This is a genomic window from Amycolatopsis sp. NPDC003731 (genome assembly GCF_053586895.1).
In genome coordinates, this window is the sequence record NZ_JBSFNC010000031.1 from 61,846 (window position 1) to 80,998 (window position 19,153).

The window sequence follows — 19,153 nt, forward strand, 5'->3', positions numbered from 1 at the left end:
CCTGTCCCGCTATGATCCGGACGTGCCCTCAGTCACCCGGCCCGCCGGCCGCAAACGGCAGGACCGCCGCGAAGAGCTGGAACGACGGCTCTTCGCGGCCACCGAGGAACTCGTCGGCCGAGGCGAGAGCTTCACCGAGCTCAGCGTCGAGCGGCTGGCCGCGGCGGCCGGGATCTCCCGCTCCACCTTCTACGTCCACTTCGAAGACAAGGGCGACCTGGTCCGGCGGCTCGCCGGCTCCGTGCTGACCGAGCTGCGCGAGGTCTCGAGCACCTGGTGGGAGACGGCGGACCAGGCCGGTCTCGCGGAGGCCGTCACCGCGATCGTGGCGGTCTACCGCCGTCGCGCGGCCGCCTTCACCGTCATCTCCGAAACCGCGGCCTACGACCCGGCCGTCGCCGCCGAGGTGCAGGCGCTGATGCAGGCGATCATCGACGCCACCCGGGACGCGATCGAACGCGGCCAGGCCGCCGGCGTGATGCGGCCGGTCCGCCCGGCCGAGACCGCCGCCGTCCTCACCTGGATGGTCGAACGTGCGGGCAGCCACCTCGTCCGCGGCACCGAGCCGGACCACGACGAGAACGTCGTCGAGGTCCTGACCGACATCATCCGGACGACGCTCTACGCGACCGGGGCCTGATCGAGAAGTTCCTCAAATCGGCGGTGTACGACATCCGCGTCACCCGGACCTACCGCGCGGGGGTCACCGTCGGCCCGCCCGGCTCGGGGGCGATGCCCCTCAGCCCACCCGTCCTCGTGCCCTGAAACCGGACTGTCGACGGATTGTCGACGGGCCGTGCGACCGTCGGCGCCATGAAACTTCGACGGCTCCGGCCGCTCACCGTCCTCGCGGCGGTCGCGGTCGTGTTCAGCGCCGGGGCCGCGGCACCCGCGAGCGCCGCGAGCACCCCCCTCGGATACGCCGGTCCGGCCCGGCACTCCGGCCTGTCTCCCTCGGTCGCCGGCCCGCTGGTCGACGCCACCTCGCGCAACTGGGCCGGTTACGCCATCACCTCGCTGTCCACCCCCGCTGCCACGTTCACCCACGTGCACGCCTCGTGGACGCAGCGGCCGGTCACCTGCCCGGCGTCGGACGCCTGGGCGGTGTTCTGGGCCGGCTTCGACGGGTGGACCAACGGCACGGTCGAACAGGGCGGCAGCTCGGCCCGGTGCGTCAACGGCACCCCGGTCTACCAGCTGTGGTGGGAGATGTTCCCCACCAACGCCATCCAGCCCGTCCTGACCATCGACGCCGGTGACTCGTCAGCGCCGACGTCGCCTACGACGCGGCGACCGCGCAGTTCACCATCACCGTCGCCGACGCCACCAAGCACACGAGCTTCTCCACCACCCGGACGTGCGCCGCCGGTCTCGTCTGCGCCCGCACCAGCGCCGAATGGATCGTCGAGGTCCCGGGCCGGTTCGGGACGAGCGACCTGTTCCCGCTGGCGAACTACGGCCGGGCGCTGATGGGCAACGCGGTCGCCTCCGACGACGCGGGACACGGCGGGTCGATGACCGCCAGCTCGACCTGGCAGCGGACGAAGATCCAGGAGCAGGACGCGACCACCACCTACGCCACGACCGAAAACGCCAGCCGGAACGGGCAGAACTTCGCGGTCACCTGGGCGCACCAATGAGCCCGGTCCGTCGCGTGGCCCTGGCGGCGTGCACCATCCTGACGTTCGCGGCCACGGCCGGGACACCGGCGGCGGCCGCGGACCCGATCACCATTTCCCCCGGCCTGTTCACCAACAGCGCCGCGCTGGCCTGGTCCTCGGCGCCGGCCACCACGATGGCCGACCGGACCGTCACCAGGACCACCACCGGCTTGGCGGGGCTGGTCGTCAGCGGCCCGACCGGGTCGGTGTTCCACCAGACCCTCGGCGTGTCGCGGTACATGTTCATCGGCACCCGCAACCACGTCCTGATCCTGGAGTCCTCGACCGGCGGCGGCCCCGGCAGCCGCTCGGTGTCCCTGGTGGACTTCACCACCACGCCGCCCACCGAGCGGCCGATCCTCACCGTCCTCGCGCCCTCGGCGGCGGTGAGCCCACCGGGCGTCCAGTTCAGCACCGGGACCGGCGACGCGTTCTTCGTCTTCGCGTCCACCGGCACCGCGGTCGCCGGGCTCGGCATCTACCGCAGTGACAACGGCACCGTCCTCTGTCCCGGACCGCCGCCACTGACACCGACCGGGCAGCTGTTCGGCGAGGCCACTTCGACCCAGCTGCGGATCAAGATGGGCGGCACCGTGCTGGCCGCGTGCGCCCGGCCGCCCGGCTCCGGCGGATGACCGGTTCACGACACCGTCGCCGCGATCCGCAGGGCGTCCTCGAGGGTGAACGCGCCTTCGAGCCGGTAGGTGACGGTGCCGCGCTGCCAGATCAGCGACTGGGCGGCGAGGCGGGCCGTTTCGGTGCGCCACTGCCCGGCCCGGTCGACGTACATGAGCTCGTGGGGCCGGTCGAGCCAGATCGCCGGTGCTCCGGTGACGCTGACCCGCTGCCCGCCGGACATGCCGAGGAACTTCTCGAAGACCGGGCCGAGCCGGCCGTCGAACTCGTCGAGCCGGACGGCGACCGGTTCGACCGCGGCGGGCGGCCGGCCCGGTCCGGTCTGGTAGAGCAGTGAGACGACGCGCGCCGGGTCGTCGGCGATCCGGACGTCGTCCGGCCCGCCGACGGCGGCCGGAACCCCGATCGGAAACGGGGCCAGGCGGCGCGCTTCGGCGAGGTCGACCGAGCGTTCACCGGGGAGCAGTCCCTGGCCGCGCACGGCGGGGCCGGGTTGGCTGCGCAGCTCGATGCCGGCGAACCGCAGCAGGTCGGTCACGGTCGCGCGGACCGCGGGCGACAGCGTGACCGCGGCGGCGAACACCAGCAGGAGCACCGCGGCGACGGTGGCCCAGCGCGGGATCGCGCGTCGCGGCCGGGCGGGCAGCCGGGCCAGGACGGCCGCGCGCACATCGGGTGCGGGCGGCACGTCGAGGCGGTCGCCGAGCTCGCGCAGCGCGGCGGCGAGCCGGGCGTCGCGGGGATCAGTCACCGACCGCCTCCTTGTCCGGCTCGGCCAGCTGCGCCCGCAGCCGGGCGAACGCGCGGTGCGCCCGCGACTTCACCGAACCGCGCGGGCAGCCGAGCACCTCCGCGGTTTCCCCTTCCGTGAGGTCGAGGAAGTAGCGGCAGATCACCACGGCCCGGTGCTTCTCGGGCAGGGCCCGCACCGCCTCCAGCAACTCCTCGCCGGCGGCGTCGGTCAGCGCCCGGGCCGCCGGATCGTCGTCGCGGACCAGTTCCAGGCGCATGGCGCGCAGTTCGGTCGCGGCGCGCCGGCGCCGGGAGCGGACGAGGTTGTGCGTCTCGTTCGCGACGATGCGCAGCAGCCAGGCGCGGAACGACGCGCCGCCGCGAAACGACGGCAGCGCCCGGAACGCCTTCACGAACGCTTCCTGGACGACGTCCTCGGCCTCGTGCCCGGCGCCCAGCAGGTAGGCCGTGCGGTGGGCGAGCGCGGTGTACCGGTCGACCAGCGTCCCGTAGGACGCCGGATCGCCGTCGCGGATCCGGGCCACCACTGCGTCGTCGTCCGTCACCCGCCCCCTTCCTACCGGTGTTCCACCTTCCTCTACACCGGCCGCGGCCGGGAGGTTCCCGCGGAACCGGCGGGACTTCCGCGGTGTAGAGCGGGCATGAAGCTACGAGCAGTCTCGGTGCCGGCCGCCGTTCTGACGGCCATGCTGGTGGCGGCGCCCGCGGCCGTGGCGGGCAACTGGGCGGTCACCTACCTCGACCCGCTGCCGGACACCTTCCGGGCCGGCCAGCCCTACACCGTCGGCTATTGGGTGCTGCAGCACGGTTCCCACCCCAGCTACGGAGACCTGGGCGCGACCGCGCTGGTGTTCACGCCCGCGCAGGGCGACCCCGTCGCGTTCCCCGGAGTCGCCCTGCGCGAGCCGGCGCACTACGCGGCCGCGATCGCCCTGCCCCACGACGGTGATTGGCGCGTGTCGGCCCGCCAGGGCGTCTTCGCCGACTACGCAATCGGCACGCTGACGCTGCCCGGAAGGCTGGTGGTCACCCCGCCACCGGACCCGATGGGCACCGGCGAGAAGCAGCCGTGGGGCGCGATCCGGCCCCCGGCGATCGCGCTGGACGGCGGCGGTGCGGTGCAGGCGCAGCCGGATGTCCCGGTCGCCGCGGCACCCACGCCGGACCCGCCGCCGTCACTGGGGGCGGTGCTGACGGTCGCCGGTCTCGTGGTGGTCTTGGGTGCGGCGCTCCTGGTGGGCGGGCGGCGCATGCGGGCTCGGCTGCGAAGGCGGTGAACACCGGTCACGCCCGACCGTGATCACGGGCGGACGTCAGCACCTCCAGCCCCAGCGGTGTGATGCAGTGCGTCGCGAAGTTTTCGTGCCGGTCGGTCGTGATGAGCCCGGCGTCCCGCAGCACGGTCGTGTGGTGGCTGACGGTCGCCGGGGTCACGCCGATCCGCCGGGCCAGCGTGGTGGTGGTGCTGCCGTCGACGACCGAGCGCAGAATCGTGGCCCGGGTGGTGCCCAGCAGCGCGCTCACGTGATCACCGCCGCAGGCGCCGGCCAGCAGCCGGGACTCGGTCCGGAGCGGCACCACGAGGACCGGGCGCAGCAGCGGGTCCGCGAGGGCCACGGGGTGGTGGAGGCAGAAGTAGCCGGGAATCAGCAGCAGGCCGCGGCCGTCGAGGTGCAGGTCCCGATCGACGGGGTAGTCGACGGTCAGGACCGGCCGCTGCCAGTTCGCGCCCGGTCCGAGCCGCCCCAGCAGTCCCTCGGGGCCGGCCCGCAGGTAGCGCTGGATCCAGCCGGCGCACTCCGTTCGCAGCCCGTGGTCGATCACCTGCAGGTACGGCTCGACCAGAGCCTCGAAGTACAGGCGCACGGCACATCGCAGGTGCCGCAGCGCTGCCGGCTTCCCGCGGCCGAGGTCGCCCAGCCACCGCGCCGCCGGACTCCCGGTCGGCCGGAGGCGGCGGATCTCGGCACCGAGCCGGCCGGCCGGCGTCGACAGAACCGCGTCGACACTCTCGCCGATATCGCACACATCCACGGCGGGAGTGAGGAAATCCGGAAAGTAGGCCGCGTGCGGCGCCACCGTCACCAGGGTCGACACGGCCGCCCGCAGATCGCGGTCCCGGCTCATGCCCCCGCACACCCGGCGGCGCCAGGAGTCGAAGGACAGCCCGCCGTCCGCGTGCTGCAGGACCTGGACGCTGCCGACGATCTCCCACATGAGGTCGATCTCGAGTTTCAGCCGGGTCCGCGCGATGTCGGAGTCGGTGAAGTGAATGCGCAACCGAGCCACGTCGCTCCCCCCGTCGGCGTTTTATCCGTAACCAATCCGCCGGGACCGGCGACTTGGATGGCACTCACGTCCCGAGGAGGCCTGATGAAACCGTTCTTCTTCCACCGGAATCGTCGGATCGGCGTTGTTCTCAAGGTCGCGATCGTCGCCGGATCGGCGGTGATCGGCGTGCTGAATTGTACGCCCGCTCAGGCGGCTCCCGGTCGCACCAGCCGTGGCGACGCGGAAGCCGTCCTGCACGCCGGCGGCACTGGTGGGGCAGCCGGCCGGATCCACGGCACCGCCGGCAGAGGCTCTCCGGCCGACATCGACGGGCGGGTGGCCATTCGCGTATTGCCGCCGGTCGACGGCCGGCACTTCTGCCAGGACGACTGGCACGTCATCCTGGTGGCGGAAATCGCCGGGGGAGACAAGTCCCTCACCATGCAGGAAGCCAAGGCGGAATTGAACGCCGTGCGGCTGGAGTTCTTCCTCGACGGCTCCCCGCTGGCCACCCAGCGCACGTCGATCAAGCGGTTCCTGGACCCGGGCTTCTTCGACTTCGAAGAGGCGTACCTTTTCCAGCAAGGCGCGATCATGGCACCCGATGCTCTGACCGTCGGCGCGCATTCGCTGCGGGTGGTGGAAACCACCCCGGCCGGCACCGGCGAGAACGACATCACGGTCTGGATCGACGCCACCGGCACCGGCGCCTGCCGGTGACCCCGGTGGCCTGGCGGCACGCCGCGGCAGACCCATGTCGATCCGGTGCGGCACGGCATCTCCTCCTGTGTCAACGGCGAAATCAGTTGCGGCACGCATGGGAACGGACACCGCCGGACGCGGGAAAGGTTCCGTTGCGCTGGTGGTGGTTCGGAAGTCACCCTGCCCGGCCCCCCGTGTCGATCTCTTGCCAGACTTCTGCATGTGCCTGGTCACCGCGCTGTTGCTGGGGGAGCACCGATCCGGATCGCCTTGCTGGGCGAGGTGACGGCCCAGGTCGGTGTCCGGCCGGTCGACCTCGGGACCCCGCGGCAGCGGTGTGTGCTGGCGGCCTTGGCCGTCGACGCCGGACAGCTCGTGCCGGCCGATCGCCTCCTGCGCCGGGTCTGGGGCGCCGACACACCGCGGCGTGGCCGTGCGACGCTGCACAGCCACCTTTCCCGCCTGCGCGGGGCGTTCGACGGCGCCTTGACCATCGCCCACCGCTCCGGCGGCTACGCCTTGGAAATCGACCAGGAAGAACCCGCGGTCGACCTGCTTCGCTTCCGCGCGCTGAGAGACCAAGCCGAGGCCGACGACGCTCGCACCGTGGCTCTGCTGACCGAGGCGGTCGCGCTCTGGCGCGGAACCCCGCTGACCGGCCTGAGCGGCGATTGGGTGGAGGCCGAGCGCGACCGGTGGCAGCAGGAGCTGTGGGCGGTCGAGCAGGATCTGGTCGACGCGCGGCTGCGCGCCGGCCACGGGGAGGAGCTGGTGGCCGGCCTGCTGGCCCGGGCCGCGCGGCATCCGCTCGACGAGCGCGTCGCCGGCCAGTGCATGCTGGCGCTGCACCGCGCCGGTCGTTCGGCCGACGCCCTGGCCCACTTCCGGCGGCTGCGGGACCGCTTGATCGGGGAGCTGGGCACCGAACCGCGTGGCGAGGTGCAGGAGCTGCACCGCCGGATCCTCGCCGCCGATCCCGGCCTGATCGTGGCACCCGGGCCCGGGGTGGCGGTGACGCCGCTGCCTCCCCGGCAGCTGCCGGCCGCGCCCGCGCCGTTCGTCGGTCGCCAGGAGGAGCTGGACCGGCTCGACGCCGTCCTCGCGCCCGCCGACGGCGTGGCGTTCATTTCCGCGATCGGCGGTGCCGGTGGGATCGGCAAGACCTGGCTGGCCCTGCGCTGGGCGCACCGCAACCTCGACCGGTTCCCCGACGGGCAGTTGTTCGTCGACCTGCACGGGTTCAGCCCGGCCGGGCAACCGGCGCGCCCGGTCGACGTGCTCGGCGGGTTCCTCGAGGCCTTGGGGGTCGGCCGGGACCAGCAGCCCGCCGACGTCGAACGCCGCGCCGGCCTGTACCGGACGCTGGTCGCCGACCGGCGCCTGCTGGTGGTGCTCGACAACGCCGCCACGACCGAGCAGGTCTCCGCGCTGCTGCCCGGCGGCCGCCGCTGCACCGTGCTCGTCACCGGCCGCACCCGGCTGCGCGGGCTCATCGCCCGCCACGGCGCCCGTCCGGTGCCCCTCGACGTGCTCACCGACGCCGAAGCACGCACCCTGCTCGCCACCGCCCTCGGTCCGGGCCGCGCGAGGACGGCCGCGCCGGCGATCGCGGAGCTGGCCGAGCTGTGCGGCGGCCTTCCCTTGGCGCTGGCGCTCGTCGCCGCCCGCGCCGTCGCCGACCCGCGCCTGCCCCTCGACGACGTCGTCGCCGATCTCCGGGCCCTCGGCTTGGCGGTCTTCGACTCCGAAGACCCCACCGACCCCACGGCGAGCCTGCCGACCGTGCTGTCGTGGTCGCTGCGGCACCTCACCGAGCAGCAGCGCACCGCGTTCGCCCTGCTGGGCATCGCGCCCGGTCCCGACATCGGCTTGTCCGCCGCCGCCCGCCTCATCGGCCTGCCCGAGCGGGAAGCGCACACGACGATGCGTGCGCTGGCCGACGCGTCACTCCTCGAGCGCACCCCCGGCAGCCGGTACGGCATGCACGACCTCGTGCGCGCCTACGCCACCACCGTCGCCGCCGAACTGCCGGCCGAGGTGCGGGAAACGGCGTTGCGCCGGATCCTGGACTTCTACACCGGCACGGTGAACGCCGCCGACCGGCTGCTGAACCCCCACCGCGACCCGATCCCGCTCGCCCTGCCCGACGCCGACGCGCACCCGCACGCCGACGCGGCGGCGGCCCTGGCGTGGTGCGACGCCGAGCACGCGAACCTGCTCGCCGCGCAGCACACCGCGGCCCGCCGCCACTGGCACGCCACGGCTTGGCACCTGGCCTGGGGCCTGCACACGTTCCACTACCGGCGCGGTCACCGCCACGAGCACCTCGCCGCGTGGCAGGCCGCCGCCGGTGCCGCCGGGCACCTGCCCGGCCCGGACCTCGTCATCGTCACCCACCAGGCCCTCGGCCTGACCCACAGCCACCTCGATCACCACGAGGACGCCCTGCGCCACTTGCACCAGGCCCTCACCGCCGCCGAGGAACACCGGGCCCCCGGCCACCAGGCCCACACCCACCGGTTGCTCGCGCGGGCGTGGAGCCGGCAGGGCGACGACCTCAAGGCCCTCGACCACGCGCGCCGGGCCCTCGACCTCTACCGCGGCCTCGACCAGCCGATCGGAGAAGCCGACGCGCTGAACTCGGTCGGCTGGCGCGCGGCCCGCCTCGGCGACTACGAAACCGCCCGCGAGCACTGCCGGGCCGCCTTGGCGCTGCACCGGCGCCTGGACGACCCCACCGGCGAGGCGGCCACCGAGGACAGCCTGGGCTACATCGAGCACCACAGCGGTCACCACGAGCGCGCCATCGCCCACTACGAGCGGTCCATCACCATGCTCCGCGATCTGGGCAACACGCACGAAACCCCGGGCGTGCTGGAATCATCCGGCCACCCGCACCTCGCTCTCGGCGACGTCGACCGGGCCCGGGCGATCTGGCGGGAGGCCCGGGAACTGTTCCGGGAGCAAGGCCGCACCGACGACGTCCGCCGCGTGCAACAGCGGCTCGACGATCTCTGATCGCCCATTCCGGGAATTGCCCGACCTGTTTCCGGTAAGCGGCCCGTGGCCGGATACGCTGCCGCGGCCGAGCACACGAACCGATGGGGGACAAGGCATGGACGGCACTTCCGGCGCGGGCGGAGTCCGCGTGCACGAACCCCTTCCGAATGTGCCGTCCGGGGCCGAACCGCTGTTTGCCGGGTTTGTCCGCGAATTGACCGGGCTGACCATTGTCCGAATGGGACTCAGCGGCGCGCTCGTCCTGCTGGGTGTGCTGCTCGTGGTCGTCGAAGGGTGGGGAAGCGCGCTGCCCTACCTCTACTTCGGCACGTTCGGTGGCCTGCTTCTGATGTGGACGTACGTCCTGGTCCTGTACCGGCGCATCCGGAGCCTCTTCGGCGAGCCCTACCACCGGCTCGACGTCGCTCCCGATGGGTTGCGCACCAAGGGTTCGCGGGTCTCGGTGCGGTTGCCGGACGGCCGGTGGCTGCGGACCCGCCTGCCCGGCGGGCCGCGGGTCCAGCTGGCCGGCGAGCGCCGGCTGTGGGTGCTCGGCACGGGCCCGCGGGTGTTCGTCCGCCCGCCGGGGGCGATGTGGGTGCGGTCCGGGCGGATCGAGGACGCCCCGCCCGCCGCGGCGGTGCCTGCCGGGTTCGTCCCGCGCTACCCGACGCCGCCGTCGCGTGATCCGGTGCTCGCCGCGCACCGCGCGTTCCAGGCCCGGCGGTCGGCCGTCACCGGGGTGACGCTCCTGGTGCTGGGCGCGGCGGGACTCGCGCTCGTGTCGTCGCTGGAGGACGAATCCGGTGGCATCGCGGACGCGGCCGGGTTGGGCGGCGTCGCCGGCGGCAGCGCGGTCTTCCTGATGCTGGGCGTGCTGATGGCCGTCGGCAGCCTGCGGATCCGCCGTCCGCTCACCGAGGACGGCTGGGTGGAACTGCGGATCGCGCTCGACACGCCGTTCGTGCCGCGAGCGCGCACCGCGGTCCGGCTGACGGGCTGGGCGTGGTACCCGGACGGGCGGCAGACGCGCTTCAAGCTCGTCGCCGACGTCTCGCTGGCCGCGAACGTCGCGGTGACCGGGCAGCTGTGGCTGCTGGGCTACCCGCCGGCGGGCAAACCGGCGAAGGCCGGTCTTCCGGGCTACCCCTGCCTGGGCAGCTTCCGGCCGGCCTGAGCCTTCCCGGCCAGGTCCAGCAGTTCGTCGAACACCTCGGTCGCGATGGCGGCGAGGGAGCGTTCCTCGCCGTCGCGGAGCCACCGGGTGAACGAGATCCCGAAGACGGTGGCTCCCGACTCGGCCGCCAGGGTGGCCGCGAGATCGCCGACACCCCGGGCGCGCAACGCGTCGGCGACCGAGGTGGCCAGCGCGGTGAGTTTGTGCTGTTCCCGTTCCTGCAGCGCCGGGTTCCGGTCGATCACCGACTGCCGGGTGCGGGAGTGCGAGCGCCGTTCGTCCGGGAAGAAGGCCGACGCCGACCGCAGCGCGGAGGCGACGACCTCGAGCGGGGGCGCGTCGGGCGGGGCGGCGGTCACGCCGTCGAGGAACGCCCGCTCGAGGCGTTCTTGGCCGGCGAAGAGGACTTCGCGCTTGTCGCTGAAGTGGCGGAAGAAGGTCCGCTCGGTCAGGCCGACGGCCTCGGCGATCTCGGCCGCGGTCGTCTGCTCGTACCCGCGGGTGGCGAACAGCTCGAGCGCGGCCTTCTGCAGCCGTTCCGCGGCTCCGGGTTCCCAGCGCACCATGCGGCCGAGTCTAGTGATGACAGGAGCTGACATACAGGCGTACGGTGGCGATGTCAGCGACTGACGTCGGTCACTGACATCAACCGTGAGAAGGAGTCACGCAATGCGCGTTTTCGTCACCGGAGCGTCCGGCTGGATCGGCTCCGCCGTCGTCGACGAGCTGCTCGCGACCGGCCACGAGGTCACCGGGCTGGCCCGGTCGGCCGCGTCCGCCGCGAAGCTCGAGGCCAAGGGCGCCCACGTCCGGCGCGGCGACCTCGACGACCTCGGCAGCCTCCGCGCGGGTGCGGAAGCGGCCGAAGCCGTCATCCACCTGGCGAACAAGCACGACTTCGCCAACCCGGCCGTGTCGAACGCCGCCGAGCGGGCCGCCGTGGAGACGATCGGCGAGGCGCTCGCGAACAGCGGCCGCTCGTTCCTGCTGGCCTCGGGGATCGCCGCCCTCGCCAAGGGCCGGCCCGCCACCGAAGCCGACGCTTCCCCGTTCCACGGCCCGGACTCCCCGCGCGGCGGCTCCGAGAACCTCGCGCTCGAGTTCGCCGCCCGCGGCGTGCACCCGGTGAGCCTGCGGTTCTCGCCGACCACGCACGGCACCGGCGACCACGGGTTCATCGCCGTCCTCGCCGCGATCGCCCGCGAGAAGGGCGTCTCGGGCTACCCGGGCGACGGCACCAACCGCTGGGCCGCCGTGCACGTGACCGACGCCGCCCGCATGGTCCGCCTCGGCCTGGAAAAGGCACCCGCCGGCGCGCGCCTGCACGCCGTCGCCGAGGAGGGCGTGCCGACCCGCGAGATCGCCGAGGCGATCGGCCGTGCGCTCGACCTGCCGACCGCCTCGATCCCGGAGGCCGGCGTCCAGGACCACTTCGGCTGGATCGGCGGCTTCTTCGCCATGGACCTCGCGGCGACCAGCGAGCGCACGCGGGAGCTGCTCGGCTGGACGCCCACCGGGCCGACCCTCATCGAAGACCTCGACGCGGGCGCCTACTCGGCACGTCAGTAAGGGTTGCCCGGCACGTTGAGGCGCGTCTGGTAGAGGCCGAACGCACCCGAAACCCCGGAGGTGAGGTACAGGGTCTTCCCGTCCGCTCCGCCGAACGCCGCGTTGGTGGTGTTGCGGCCGGCGGAGATGGTGCCGAGCGGGGCACCCGACGGCGAGAAGACGTGGACGAGGCCTTCGTCGAAGGAGGCCCAGTACAGGTTGCCCGCGCAGTCGATGGTCGCGCCGTCGGGGGTCCGCATGGTCGCGAACGTCGTGCGGTTGCCGGTGCTGCCGTCGGGGAAGACGGTGTACTTCACGATCGTGTCGGCGCCGGTGGCCCCCACGTAGAGGGTCTTGCCGTCGGGGGACAGGACGACGCCGTTCGGCTGCGGCAGCGTGTCGTCGACGAGGCTGACCACCCCGTCGCGGACGCGGAAGACGCTCGTCCGGCCGCCCTGCTCGTCGGCGCGGTTGCCGCGCTGGTAGTTCGGGTCGCTGAAGTAGGTGGTGCCGTCCTGGCCGGTGGTCAGGTCGTTCGGCGAGTTGAACGCGTGGCCGGGTGCGCCGGCGGCGACGGTCGTCCGGCTGCGGTCGGCCAGGTTATAGGCCGAAACGGTGCGGTTGTCGTGGGTGGCGGCGAGCACCCGCGTCCCGTCGGCGCTGATCGCCAGGCCGTTGCTGCCGGAGCCGGCGATGAAGGTCTCGAAGGTGCCCGGCGGCCGGAACCGGAGGATCGCCGAGGGCTGCACGCCCTGGGGACCGGTGGCGTTCTGCATGTTCGACAGCAGCAGGGTGCCCGTCCGCCGGTCCCAGGTGGGTCCTTCGAGGAAGTTGAACCCGCTCCGGATGAGCCGGGCCGTCACCGCCTGGCTCGGCAACGGCGAGCCGTAGGTCGCGCCCGGCGTGCACGGTCCGGCCGCGGTGGTGCCGGACGCCGCGGGCGCCACCACGCCCGCGGTGATGATCGCCGTCGCCGCCACCGTCCACACGCGACGGTGCCGGGATGTCCTGCGGTGAGCCATGCCGGCTCTCCTTTCGCAAGGGGGACGGCGGCGGGCCGGTGGTCCCGGCCCGCCGCCGGGGTTCACCGGCCGAGCTCGACCTTGAGGATGCTTTCGTTGCTGTTGTTGGCGATGCTGTCCTTGTCGCCGTAGTTGCTGGTGGTCAGCCACAGGCCGCCGTCGGCGGACGGTTCCACGGTGCGCAGCCGCCCGTACGTGCCGGTGAGGTACTGCTGGACGTTCGTCAGGCTGTCGCCGGAGATTTCGGCCCGGTACAGCCGGGTTCCGCGCAGGCAGGCGATGTAGAGGGCGTCGCGGACCACGGCGATGCCGCTGCACGAACCCTCGGCGACGGGGTAGGTGCGCTTGGGCGCGACGAACCCGGCTTCGGCGCAGCTGCCCGTGGTGCCTTCGCAGCGGGGCCAGCCGTAGTTGCCGCCGCGGACGATGAGGTTGGTCTCGTCCATGACGTTGTTGCCGAATTCCTGTTCCCACAGCCGGCCTTGGGCGTCGAAGGCCAGGCCCTGGGGGTTGCGGTGGCCGTAGCTCCACACCGGCGTGCCGAAGGGGTTGTCCGAAGGGATGGTGCCGTCGCGGTTGATCCGCAGCACCTTGCCGGCCAGGTTGGCGAGGTCCTGGGCCCAGTCGCCGTTCTGGCCGTCGCCGGTGGCGATGTAGAGCTTGCCGTCGGGCCCGAACCGCAGCCGGCCGCCGTTGTGGTACTTGTTGCGCGGGATGCCGGTGAGCAGCACCTGCGGGGTGCCGCTGAGGACCCCGCCGGTGTAGCGGATGCGCACCACCCAGTTGTCGGTCGTGCTGGTGTGCATGACGTACAGCCACGGGTCGGCCGCGAAGTCGGTGGCCACGGCGAGACCGAGCACCCCGCCCTCGCCGTCGGTCCCCGCGACGTCCGGCATCCGCCCGGCCACCGTCTTCGTGCCGGTGGCGGGGTCGAGCCGGACGATTTCGAAGGCGTCGCGGCGGCCGTAGAGCACCTGTCCGTCGGGCAGGGTGGTCAGCCCCCACGGCAGGTCGGTTTCGGTGGTGACCCTGGTGACCGAGCAGACCGCCGTGGCGCAGGAGGCGCCGGTGGTGACCGCGACCGGTGAGCTCGGGGCCGACCGGTTGGCCTGGGCGTCACGCGCTCGCACCTGGTACTGGTAGCGGGTGTTCGCGGCGAGGCCGCTGTCGGTGAACGAGGTCGTGGCCGAGCCGCTGGTGGAGCCGGCCACGGTGCCGTCGCGCAGCACCTCGTAGCCCGTGACGCCGACGTTGTCGGTGGCGGGCGACCAGCGCACGGTGACGGTGGTGCCCGAGGCCGTCGCGGTCACGCCGGTGGGGGTGCTGGGCGGCTCGGTGTCGGCCTGGCACTGCGGCACCGTGATGGTGACCGTCGGACTGGCCTGCGAGACGTTGCCCGCGGCGTCGCGCGCGTTGACGTACAGGCCCCAGGTGGCTCCCGGCGCGACGGTCAGCTCGGCCGACAGCGCGGTGCCCGGCACCGAGGTCATGAGCTGCCCGTCGTGGAAGATGTCGTAGAAAGCCACCCCGGTGTCATCGGACGACGCCGACCACGAGAACGTCACGGTGGCGCACGTCAGGTTCGTGGTGCGCGGGTTGGCCGGCGTGGTCGGCGGTGTGGTGTCGGCGGCGAGCTTGATCAGTTGCCACCGCTGGTTGGCGCCGCCGGTATCGGGCAGCTGGACGACCCGAGCGCCGTCGGCGGTGGAGGAGCCGAGCACGTCCACGGCCTTGCCGCTGGCCCGGTTGAGCAGCCGCACGTCGCCGCCGGCGGAGTCGGCCAGCCGGAACTGCTGCCCGGCGCGCCCGGCGTCGGTGTTCTGCACCAGCCCGGCCCGGTCGGCGGTGGACGGGAAGGTCAGGACCTTGGCGCTGTGCTTGGACTTGATGCGGTAGTTGCCCCCGCCGGAGTCGACGAACTGCCACTGCTGGGAGGCCCGGTCGTCGCGGGTGCTCTGGGTGACCCGGGCGCCCTCGTAGGTGGCGCTCCCGGCGACGTCCAGTGCCTTCCCGCTGTTGCGGTTGACCAGCACGTAAGAGGCGTTGGTGTCCACAGTGGCGGCCGAGGCGGCCGGTGCCGGAAGCACGACGCCGAAGCCGGCGAGCACCACTGTGCACAGCGCTCGGAAGGCCGAGCGGTTTCTTCGCGGAGCCGAGCCGGTCCGGACGCGGCGCGATGCCGGCCCGCCAGGCTTTCGTGCGCAGACAGCCATGCGTCGCCTCCTTGCGAGCAGGGTGCGGAACTTCGCCTGACTGGGAGCGCTCCCAGGTCACCGTAGCGCAAACCGTTTGCCGCCGACAAGACCGGTGAGGAGGTATCCAACCGCGCTGGATCGAGAGGAGCGGGCACCCGCGGTGGGTGCCCGCTCCTCTCAGCGGATCGGGTTGGGCGTGATGTCCTGGGCGAAGAGGTTGCCGTTGGAGCTGCCCACGTGGACGTGGTAGCCGCGGCCGCCCACGTTCACCGTGATGTGCGGCCGCGGGTCGGCGCCGCCCGCCGCGCCGCCGAGACCGCCCTGGTGGATACCGGCGGTCTGCTGCCAGCCGCGGCCTTCCTGCATCTGCTTCAGCAGTTCTTTCGCGCGGCGCGCGCCTTCGCCGCGGCCGGCGGCGAGGTTCTCCAGGATGCCGACGAACTTCTTGTCGCTGATCTCCGTCACCGGCACGTTCGCGTTGCCGTGGAACACCGGCTGGCCCGGGCGGTTGTTGGCCAGCACCGGGTTGTTCGCCTTGCCGCCCTTGCACTTGCCCTTGCCGCCCTTGAGGCCGACCGGGTCGAGCCAGCCGGTGGGGTTGCGGACGTAGGCGTGCGGGTTGGTGCCGCCGCCGAGCCCGATCGGGTCCGGGCTGATGTAGCGCCCGGTCTCCGGCTCGTAGTACCGGTTGACGTTGTAGTGCAGGCCCGTCTCGGCGTCGAAGTACTGGCCGGGGAACCGCAGCGGCGTCGGCGCCGGGCCGCCGGCTTCCAGGCCCCACAGGGTCTGCGCCGAGTGCCAGGTGATCCGGCCGGCTTCGTCGACCAGCTCCGCCGGGCTGCCGATCAGGTCGGCGACGACGGCGTGGAACTGCTCGTCGAGGCCACCGTCGGCGCGGGTCCGGCGGTCCAGCACGCTGACCGGCACCGGCCGGTCCGGCTCCCAGTCCCAGGTCGTGATCCGGGCCGGCGCGCCGCCGGTCGTGACGATCTCCTCGGCCGGGACGATCCCGTCCCACACGAACACCGTCTCGGCGGTGACCGTGCCGTCCGGGCCGAGCAGGCGCTTGGCGACCCGGCGCCCCAGCGCGTCGTAGGCGTAGCGCCACTCGTGGCCGTCCGGGGTCCGCACCTGCGCGAGGCGGTCATCGGCGTTCCAGGCGAAGCTCCAGCCGGCCGGGCCGCCCGGCTGCTGCCGCCAGGTCAGGCGGCCGAGGTCGTCGTAGCGGTACTCGACGTCGCCGGCCCGCCGCACCAGCGTCCCGGTGTACTCGCGGGGGCCCGCGGCCGGGTGGGCGGCCCACTCCGCCACGGCGATGTTGCCCGCCGCGTCGTAGGCGTACCGCTCGCTGCCGCCGGGCCGCTGCAGCCCGGTGACCCGGCCCAGCCGGTCCAGCGCGAACTCGCGGCGGCCCGAGAGCAGGTCGTCCACGCCCGCGAGGACGTCGTCCGCCCGGTGCCGGTAGGCGCGCCGCTGCCGCGGCCGCCCGTCGGCTCCCGCGACGACCTGTTCGACGAGCCGGTCGTTCGCGTCCCAGGTCTGGGTCAGCGTCGTGGTGCCGAAGACGCGGCCGATCTCGCGGCCGGCGGGGTCGTGCGCGAACCGGATCGTCCGGCCCGCCGTGCCCAGCTCGGCCGGTGCGCTCGCCGCGTCGTAGGTCCAGGTGCTCGTGACGCCCGAGGCGGTGCGGCGCGCGGTCCGCAGCCCGCTGCGGTCGTATCCCGAGCGGACTTCGCGGCCGTTGCACGTCTCGGCCACCACCCGGCCGAGGCGGTCGTAGGCGAAGGTGAGGTCGGCGTCGGCGTTGGTCGCGCGCACCAGCCGGCCCGCGGCGTCGTAGGCGTAGGTCGTGACGCTGTCCCCGCGGCGTTTCCCGGTCAGCCGGCCCAGCGCGTCCCAGGTGTAGGTCGTCGGTTCCCCGGTGCCGGTGGCGCTTTCGAGCAGGTGGCCGGCGGCGTCCCTCCGGTAGGTGACGACCCGCCCGTCGAAATCGGTCTCGCGCACGACCCGCCCGGCGGCGTCGTAGTCGATCCGCCACTGCGCGCCCGCGGCGTTGGTCACCGCGACGAGCCGCAGCTCGGTGTCGTAGCTGAACCGCGTGCGGCTGCCGTCCGGCGCGATTTCGCAGACGGGCAGGTCGAAGGGGCCGAAGTCGGTCCGGGTCACCGCACCCGCGGCGTCGGTCCGCTCGGTCGCGTTGAGCTCGCCGTCGTAGGTGAAGCGCTCCACGGAACCGTCCGGGGCGACGCGCTTCCACAGCTCGCCCTCGACCGTCCACGCGAACGTCGTCGTGTGGCCCGCCGGGTCGGTGACGGACTCGACGCGGCCGAGCCGGTCGTAGGTGTAGGCGGTGCGCCCGCCGGCCGGGTCGAGGACCGTCCGGGGCTTGCCGAGGCCGTCGCAGTCGATCCGGGTCGTGCGGCCTTCTTCGTCGGTGAACGAGCTGAGCGCCCCGCCCGGGCCGTAGCCGTAGCGGCGGACCCCGCCCATCGGGTCGGTGGTCGCGACGAGCCTGCCGGTCTCGTCGTACTCGTGGGCCCAGACCGCGCCGTCCGGTTCGACGGTGGCCTGCGGGCGGCCGCGCCCGTCGTAGGAGACGCTGTGCACGCTCCCGTCCGGGCGGGTTTCCGACGTCCGCCTGCCGTGCTCGTCGTAGCCGTACCGGGTGGTCCGGCCCAGCGGGTCGGTCACGGCGAGCAGCCGGTCGTGGCGGTCCCAGTCGTAGGTCGTCGCGCCGCCGAGCGGATCGGTCTCGCGGACGAGCTGGAACTCCTCGTTCAGCTCGAAGGTGGTGGTGTGCCCGAGCGAGTCGGTCGCGCGGTTGACGCGGTTTTCCCGGTCGTAGGCGAAGGTGTAGGCGAGCACCCCGCCCGGGCCGGTGCCGTGGATGCAGCGGTCCAGTTCGTCGTAGGTGAACGCGTAGCCCCGGCCGTTGCGGTCCTGCCAGCTGGTGATGCGGCCGGCGTCGTCGTAGCCGAAGCGGTAGGGCCGGCCCGAGGAGTTGAGCACCTCCACCAGGTTCGCCCGCTCGTCGTAGGCGAACCGGGCGAGGGTGACGCGGTCGTCGTCGCGGGTGCCGACGGAGGTGAGCTCGGTAATCCGGCCGTCGGCCGTGGTGACGGCGACGCGGTGCCCGGCGGAGTGCCGCACCTCGCGCAGCGTCCCGTGCGGGTCGCGGTCGAAGACGATCCGGTTGCCGTCGGCGTCGGAGATCGCCGCCAGCCACCCGGTGTCCCCGCCGGCGGGGAAGTGCAGGGTGCGGCCGAGGTCCGGCTGCTCCATGACGTACTCGTCCCCGAGCCGCCGCAACGGCCACAGGGGACCTTCGACCGGTTTGACGGCCGCGGCGCCCGGGACGGGGTAGACCAGCAGGGTGCCGTCCTCGGCGGCGAAGTCGACCCGGTCGGTTCCGGTTTCCAGGCGCTGGTCCGCGGTCGACGCCCAGGAGCGTCCGAAGTGGACGCCGCTGCGGTAGCCGGAGAAGTGGGCGCGGTCCAGAACGAGCGCCAGCACGCCGTCGATCTCGACGTCGGTCTGGGCGAGCATCATCCGCCCGGTGGTCATGTCGATCGGGTCGCCGCTGCCCGGGCGGCAGTCGGTCGGGGTCGAGTTCTCCTTGGGGGAGCCGTTCTGGTCGGCGAGCCCGCCGCCGCGCGGCTTGCCGCCGTCGTTCCCGGCGCCCTTCCCGCCGCCGGAGGGCGTGGTCGAGCCGCCGCCGGGGGAGGAATCCGGGCCCTTCGGGTTGTCGTCGGGGCCTTTGGAGCCGGGAGGCGGGTCGCTCTTCGGCGGCGGGTCGCCTTTGGCGCCGGAAGTGCTGGTGCCGTCTCCCTTCGCCCCCGACGGCGAGGTGCCGTCACCCTTCGGTGGCGGCGCGTCCGGGCCGCCCTTGCCGTTGGGCCCGCCGATGTCCTTCGGTCCGCTCTTGATGTCGGTGTGCTTGGGCGGTGGCGCGGTTTTGCCCGGCTTGATCTTCCGCAGCGCTTTCGCCGCGTCTGAGAACAGGTCCCCGGCGCGTTTGAGCAGCGGAATCAGCGCCTTCAACGCCGTCACCAGCCGCTTCACCAGGTCGGCGATCTTGGAGGCGGTCTTGGCGACGGCGTTGATGACTTGTGGCACGACCCAGGTCATGCCGATGCCGAGGGTGAACACGACTTGCAGCGCCCAGCTGATGAGGTGCCCGATCAGCTC

The 19,153-nt window shown here is 73.2% G+C and carries 14 protein-coding genes and 1 pseudogene; 8 read left to right on the top strand and 7 right to left on the bottom strand.

Translation table 11 applies throughout. The annotated features are described in order from the left end of the window. Window positions 1–22 precede the first annotated feature (22 nt). The 3 genes and pseudogenes from ACWDN5_RS15960 to ACWDN5_RS15970 all read left to right on the top strand — a co-directional run bounded on the left by ACWDN5_RS15960 (window position 23) and on the right by ACWDN5_RS15970 (window position 2,296). A complete protein-coding gene (locus ACWDN5_RS15960) occupies window positions 23–640 on the top strand; it encodes a TetR/AcrR family transcriptional regulator (RefSeq protein WP_449676824.1) in 618 nt (205 codons plus the stop codon). 173 nt (window positions 641–813) lie between these two features. Then, window positions 814–1,640, top strand: a pseudogene (locus ACWDN5_RS15965) (G1 family glutamic endopeptidase). Then, window positions 1,637–2,296, top strand: coding sequence for a hypothetical protein (locus tag ACWDN5_RS15970; protein ID WP_449676825.1), 660 nt, complete (start codon window positions 1,637–1,639; stop codon window positions 2,294–2,296). Before ACWDN5_RS15965 ends, ACWDN5_RS15970 begins: the two are co-directional and overlap by 4 nt. 5 nt (window positions 2,297–2,301) lie before the next feature. Here the strand turns inward: ACWDN5_RS15970 and ACWDN5_RS15975 are convergent, their stop codons facing one another. Continuing rightward, window positions 2,302–3,048, bottom strand: a complete 747-nt coding sequence (locus ACWDN5_RS15975; protein ID WP_449676826.1) for a hypothetical protein — start codon at window positions 3,046–3,048, stop codon at window positions 2,302–2,304. Continuing rightward, window positions 3,041–3,595, bottom strand: a complete 555-nt coding sequence (locus ACWDN5_RS15980; protein ID WP_449676827.1) for an RNA polymerase sigma factor — start codon at window positions 3,593–3,595, stop codon at window positions 3,041–3,043. The genes ACWDN5_RS15975 and ACWDN5_RS15980 overlap by 8 nt, the downstream gene beginning before the upstream one ends. Window positions 3,596–3,691: 96 nt before the next feature. On the opposite strand from ACWDN5_RS15980, the gene ACWDN5_RS15985 reads away from it, so the two are divergent. Beyond that, window positions 3,692–4,327 (top strand): hypothetical protein, encoded by a 636-nt coding sequence (locus tag ACWDN5_RS15985; RefSeq protein ID WP_449676828.1) that lies wholly within the window; start codon window positions 3,692–3,694, stop codon window positions 4,325–4,327. Between the two features lie 7 nt (window positions 4,328–4,334). Here ACWDN5_RS15985 and ACWDN5_RS15990 read toward each other — a convergent pair whose 3' ends face one another. Continuing rightward, the gene (locus tag ACWDN5_RS15990; protein WP_449676829.1) at window positions 4,335–5,339 is read right to left on the bottom strand and encodes an ArsR/SmtB family transcription factor; all 1,005 of its coding nucleotides are present in this window, start codon (window positions 5,337–5,339) and stop codon (window positions 4,335–4,337) included. 84 nt (window positions 5,340–5,423) lie between these two features. Between ACWDN5_RS15990 and ACWDN5_RS15995 the strand changes: the two genes are divergently transcribed. The 3 genes from ACWDN5_RS15995 to ACWDN5_RS16005 all read left to right on the top strand — a co-directional run bounded on the left by ACWDN5_RS15995 (window position 5,424) and on the right by ACWDN5_RS16005 (window position 10,200). Further along, window positions 5,424–6,041 (top strand): hypothetical protein, encoded by a 618-nt coding sequence (locus ACWDN5_RS15995; protein WP_449676830.1) that lies wholly within the window; start codon window positions 5,424–5,426, stop codon window positions 6,039–6,041. A gap of 204 nt (window positions 6,042–6,245) precedes the next feature. Further along, entirely contained in the window at window positions 6,246–9,041 is a 2,796-nt protein-coding gene (locus ACWDN5_RS16000; RefSeq protein WP_449676831.1) for a BTAD domain-containing putative transcriptional regulator, read from the top strand. Window positions 9,042–9,261: 220 nt separating this feature from the next. Beyond that, window positions 9,262–10,200, top strand: a complete 939-nt coding sequence (locus ACWDN5_RS16005; protein WP_449676832.1) for a hypothetical protein — start codon at window positions 9,262–9,264, stop codon at window positions 10,198–10,200. Here the strand turns inward: ACWDN5_RS16005 and ACWDN5_RS16010 are convergent. Then, on the bottom strand, window positions 10,167–10,766 hold the full coding sequence (locus ACWDN5_RS16010; protein WP_449676833.1) for a TetR/AcrR family transcriptional regulator: 600 nt from the start codon (window positions 10,764–10,766) through the stop codon (window positions 10,167–10,169). The two genes, ACWDN5_RS16005 and ACWDN5_RS16010, sit on opposite strands and share 34 nt — an antisense overlap. A gap of 103 nt (window positions 10,767–10,869) precedes the next feature. On the opposite strand from ACWDN5_RS16010, the gene ACWDN5_RS16015 reads away from it, so the two are divergent. After that, window positions 10,870–11,769: an SDR family oxidoreductase gene (locus tag ACWDN5_RS16015; RefSeq protein ID WP_449676834.1), complete on the top strand. Its 900-nt coding sequence runs from the start codon at window positions 10,870–10,872 to the stop codon at window positions 11,767–11,769. On the opposite strand, the gene ACWDN5_RS16020 is transcribed toward ACWDN5_RS16015, so the two are convergent. The 3 genes from ACWDN5_RS16020 to ACWDN5_RS16030 form a co-directional block, all read right to left on the bottom strand. After that, a complete protein-coding gene (locus ACWDN5_RS16020; protein ID WP_449676835.1) occupies window positions 11,763–12,770 on the bottom strand; it encodes an SMP-30/gluconolactonase/LRE family protein in 1,008 nt (335 codons plus the stop codon). The two genes, ACWDN5_RS16015 and ACWDN5_RS16020, sit on opposite strands and share 7 nt — an antisense overlap. A gap of 62 nt (window positions 12,771–12,832) precedes the next feature. Continuing rightward, window positions 12,833–14,890 carry a PQQ-dependent sugar dehydrogenase gene (locus ACWDN5_RS16025; protein ID WP_449676837.1) on the bottom strand — a complete coding sequence of 686 codons (2,058 nt, stop codon included), beginning with the start codon at window positions 14,888–14,890 and terminating at the stop codon, window positions 12,833–12,835. Between the two features lie 252 nt (window positions 14,891–15,142). Next, the coding region (locus ACWDN5_RS16030) for an RHS repeat-associated core domain-containing protein (protein ID WP_449676836.1) at window positions 15,143–19,153 on the bottom strand (4,011 nt) is incomplete at its 5' end.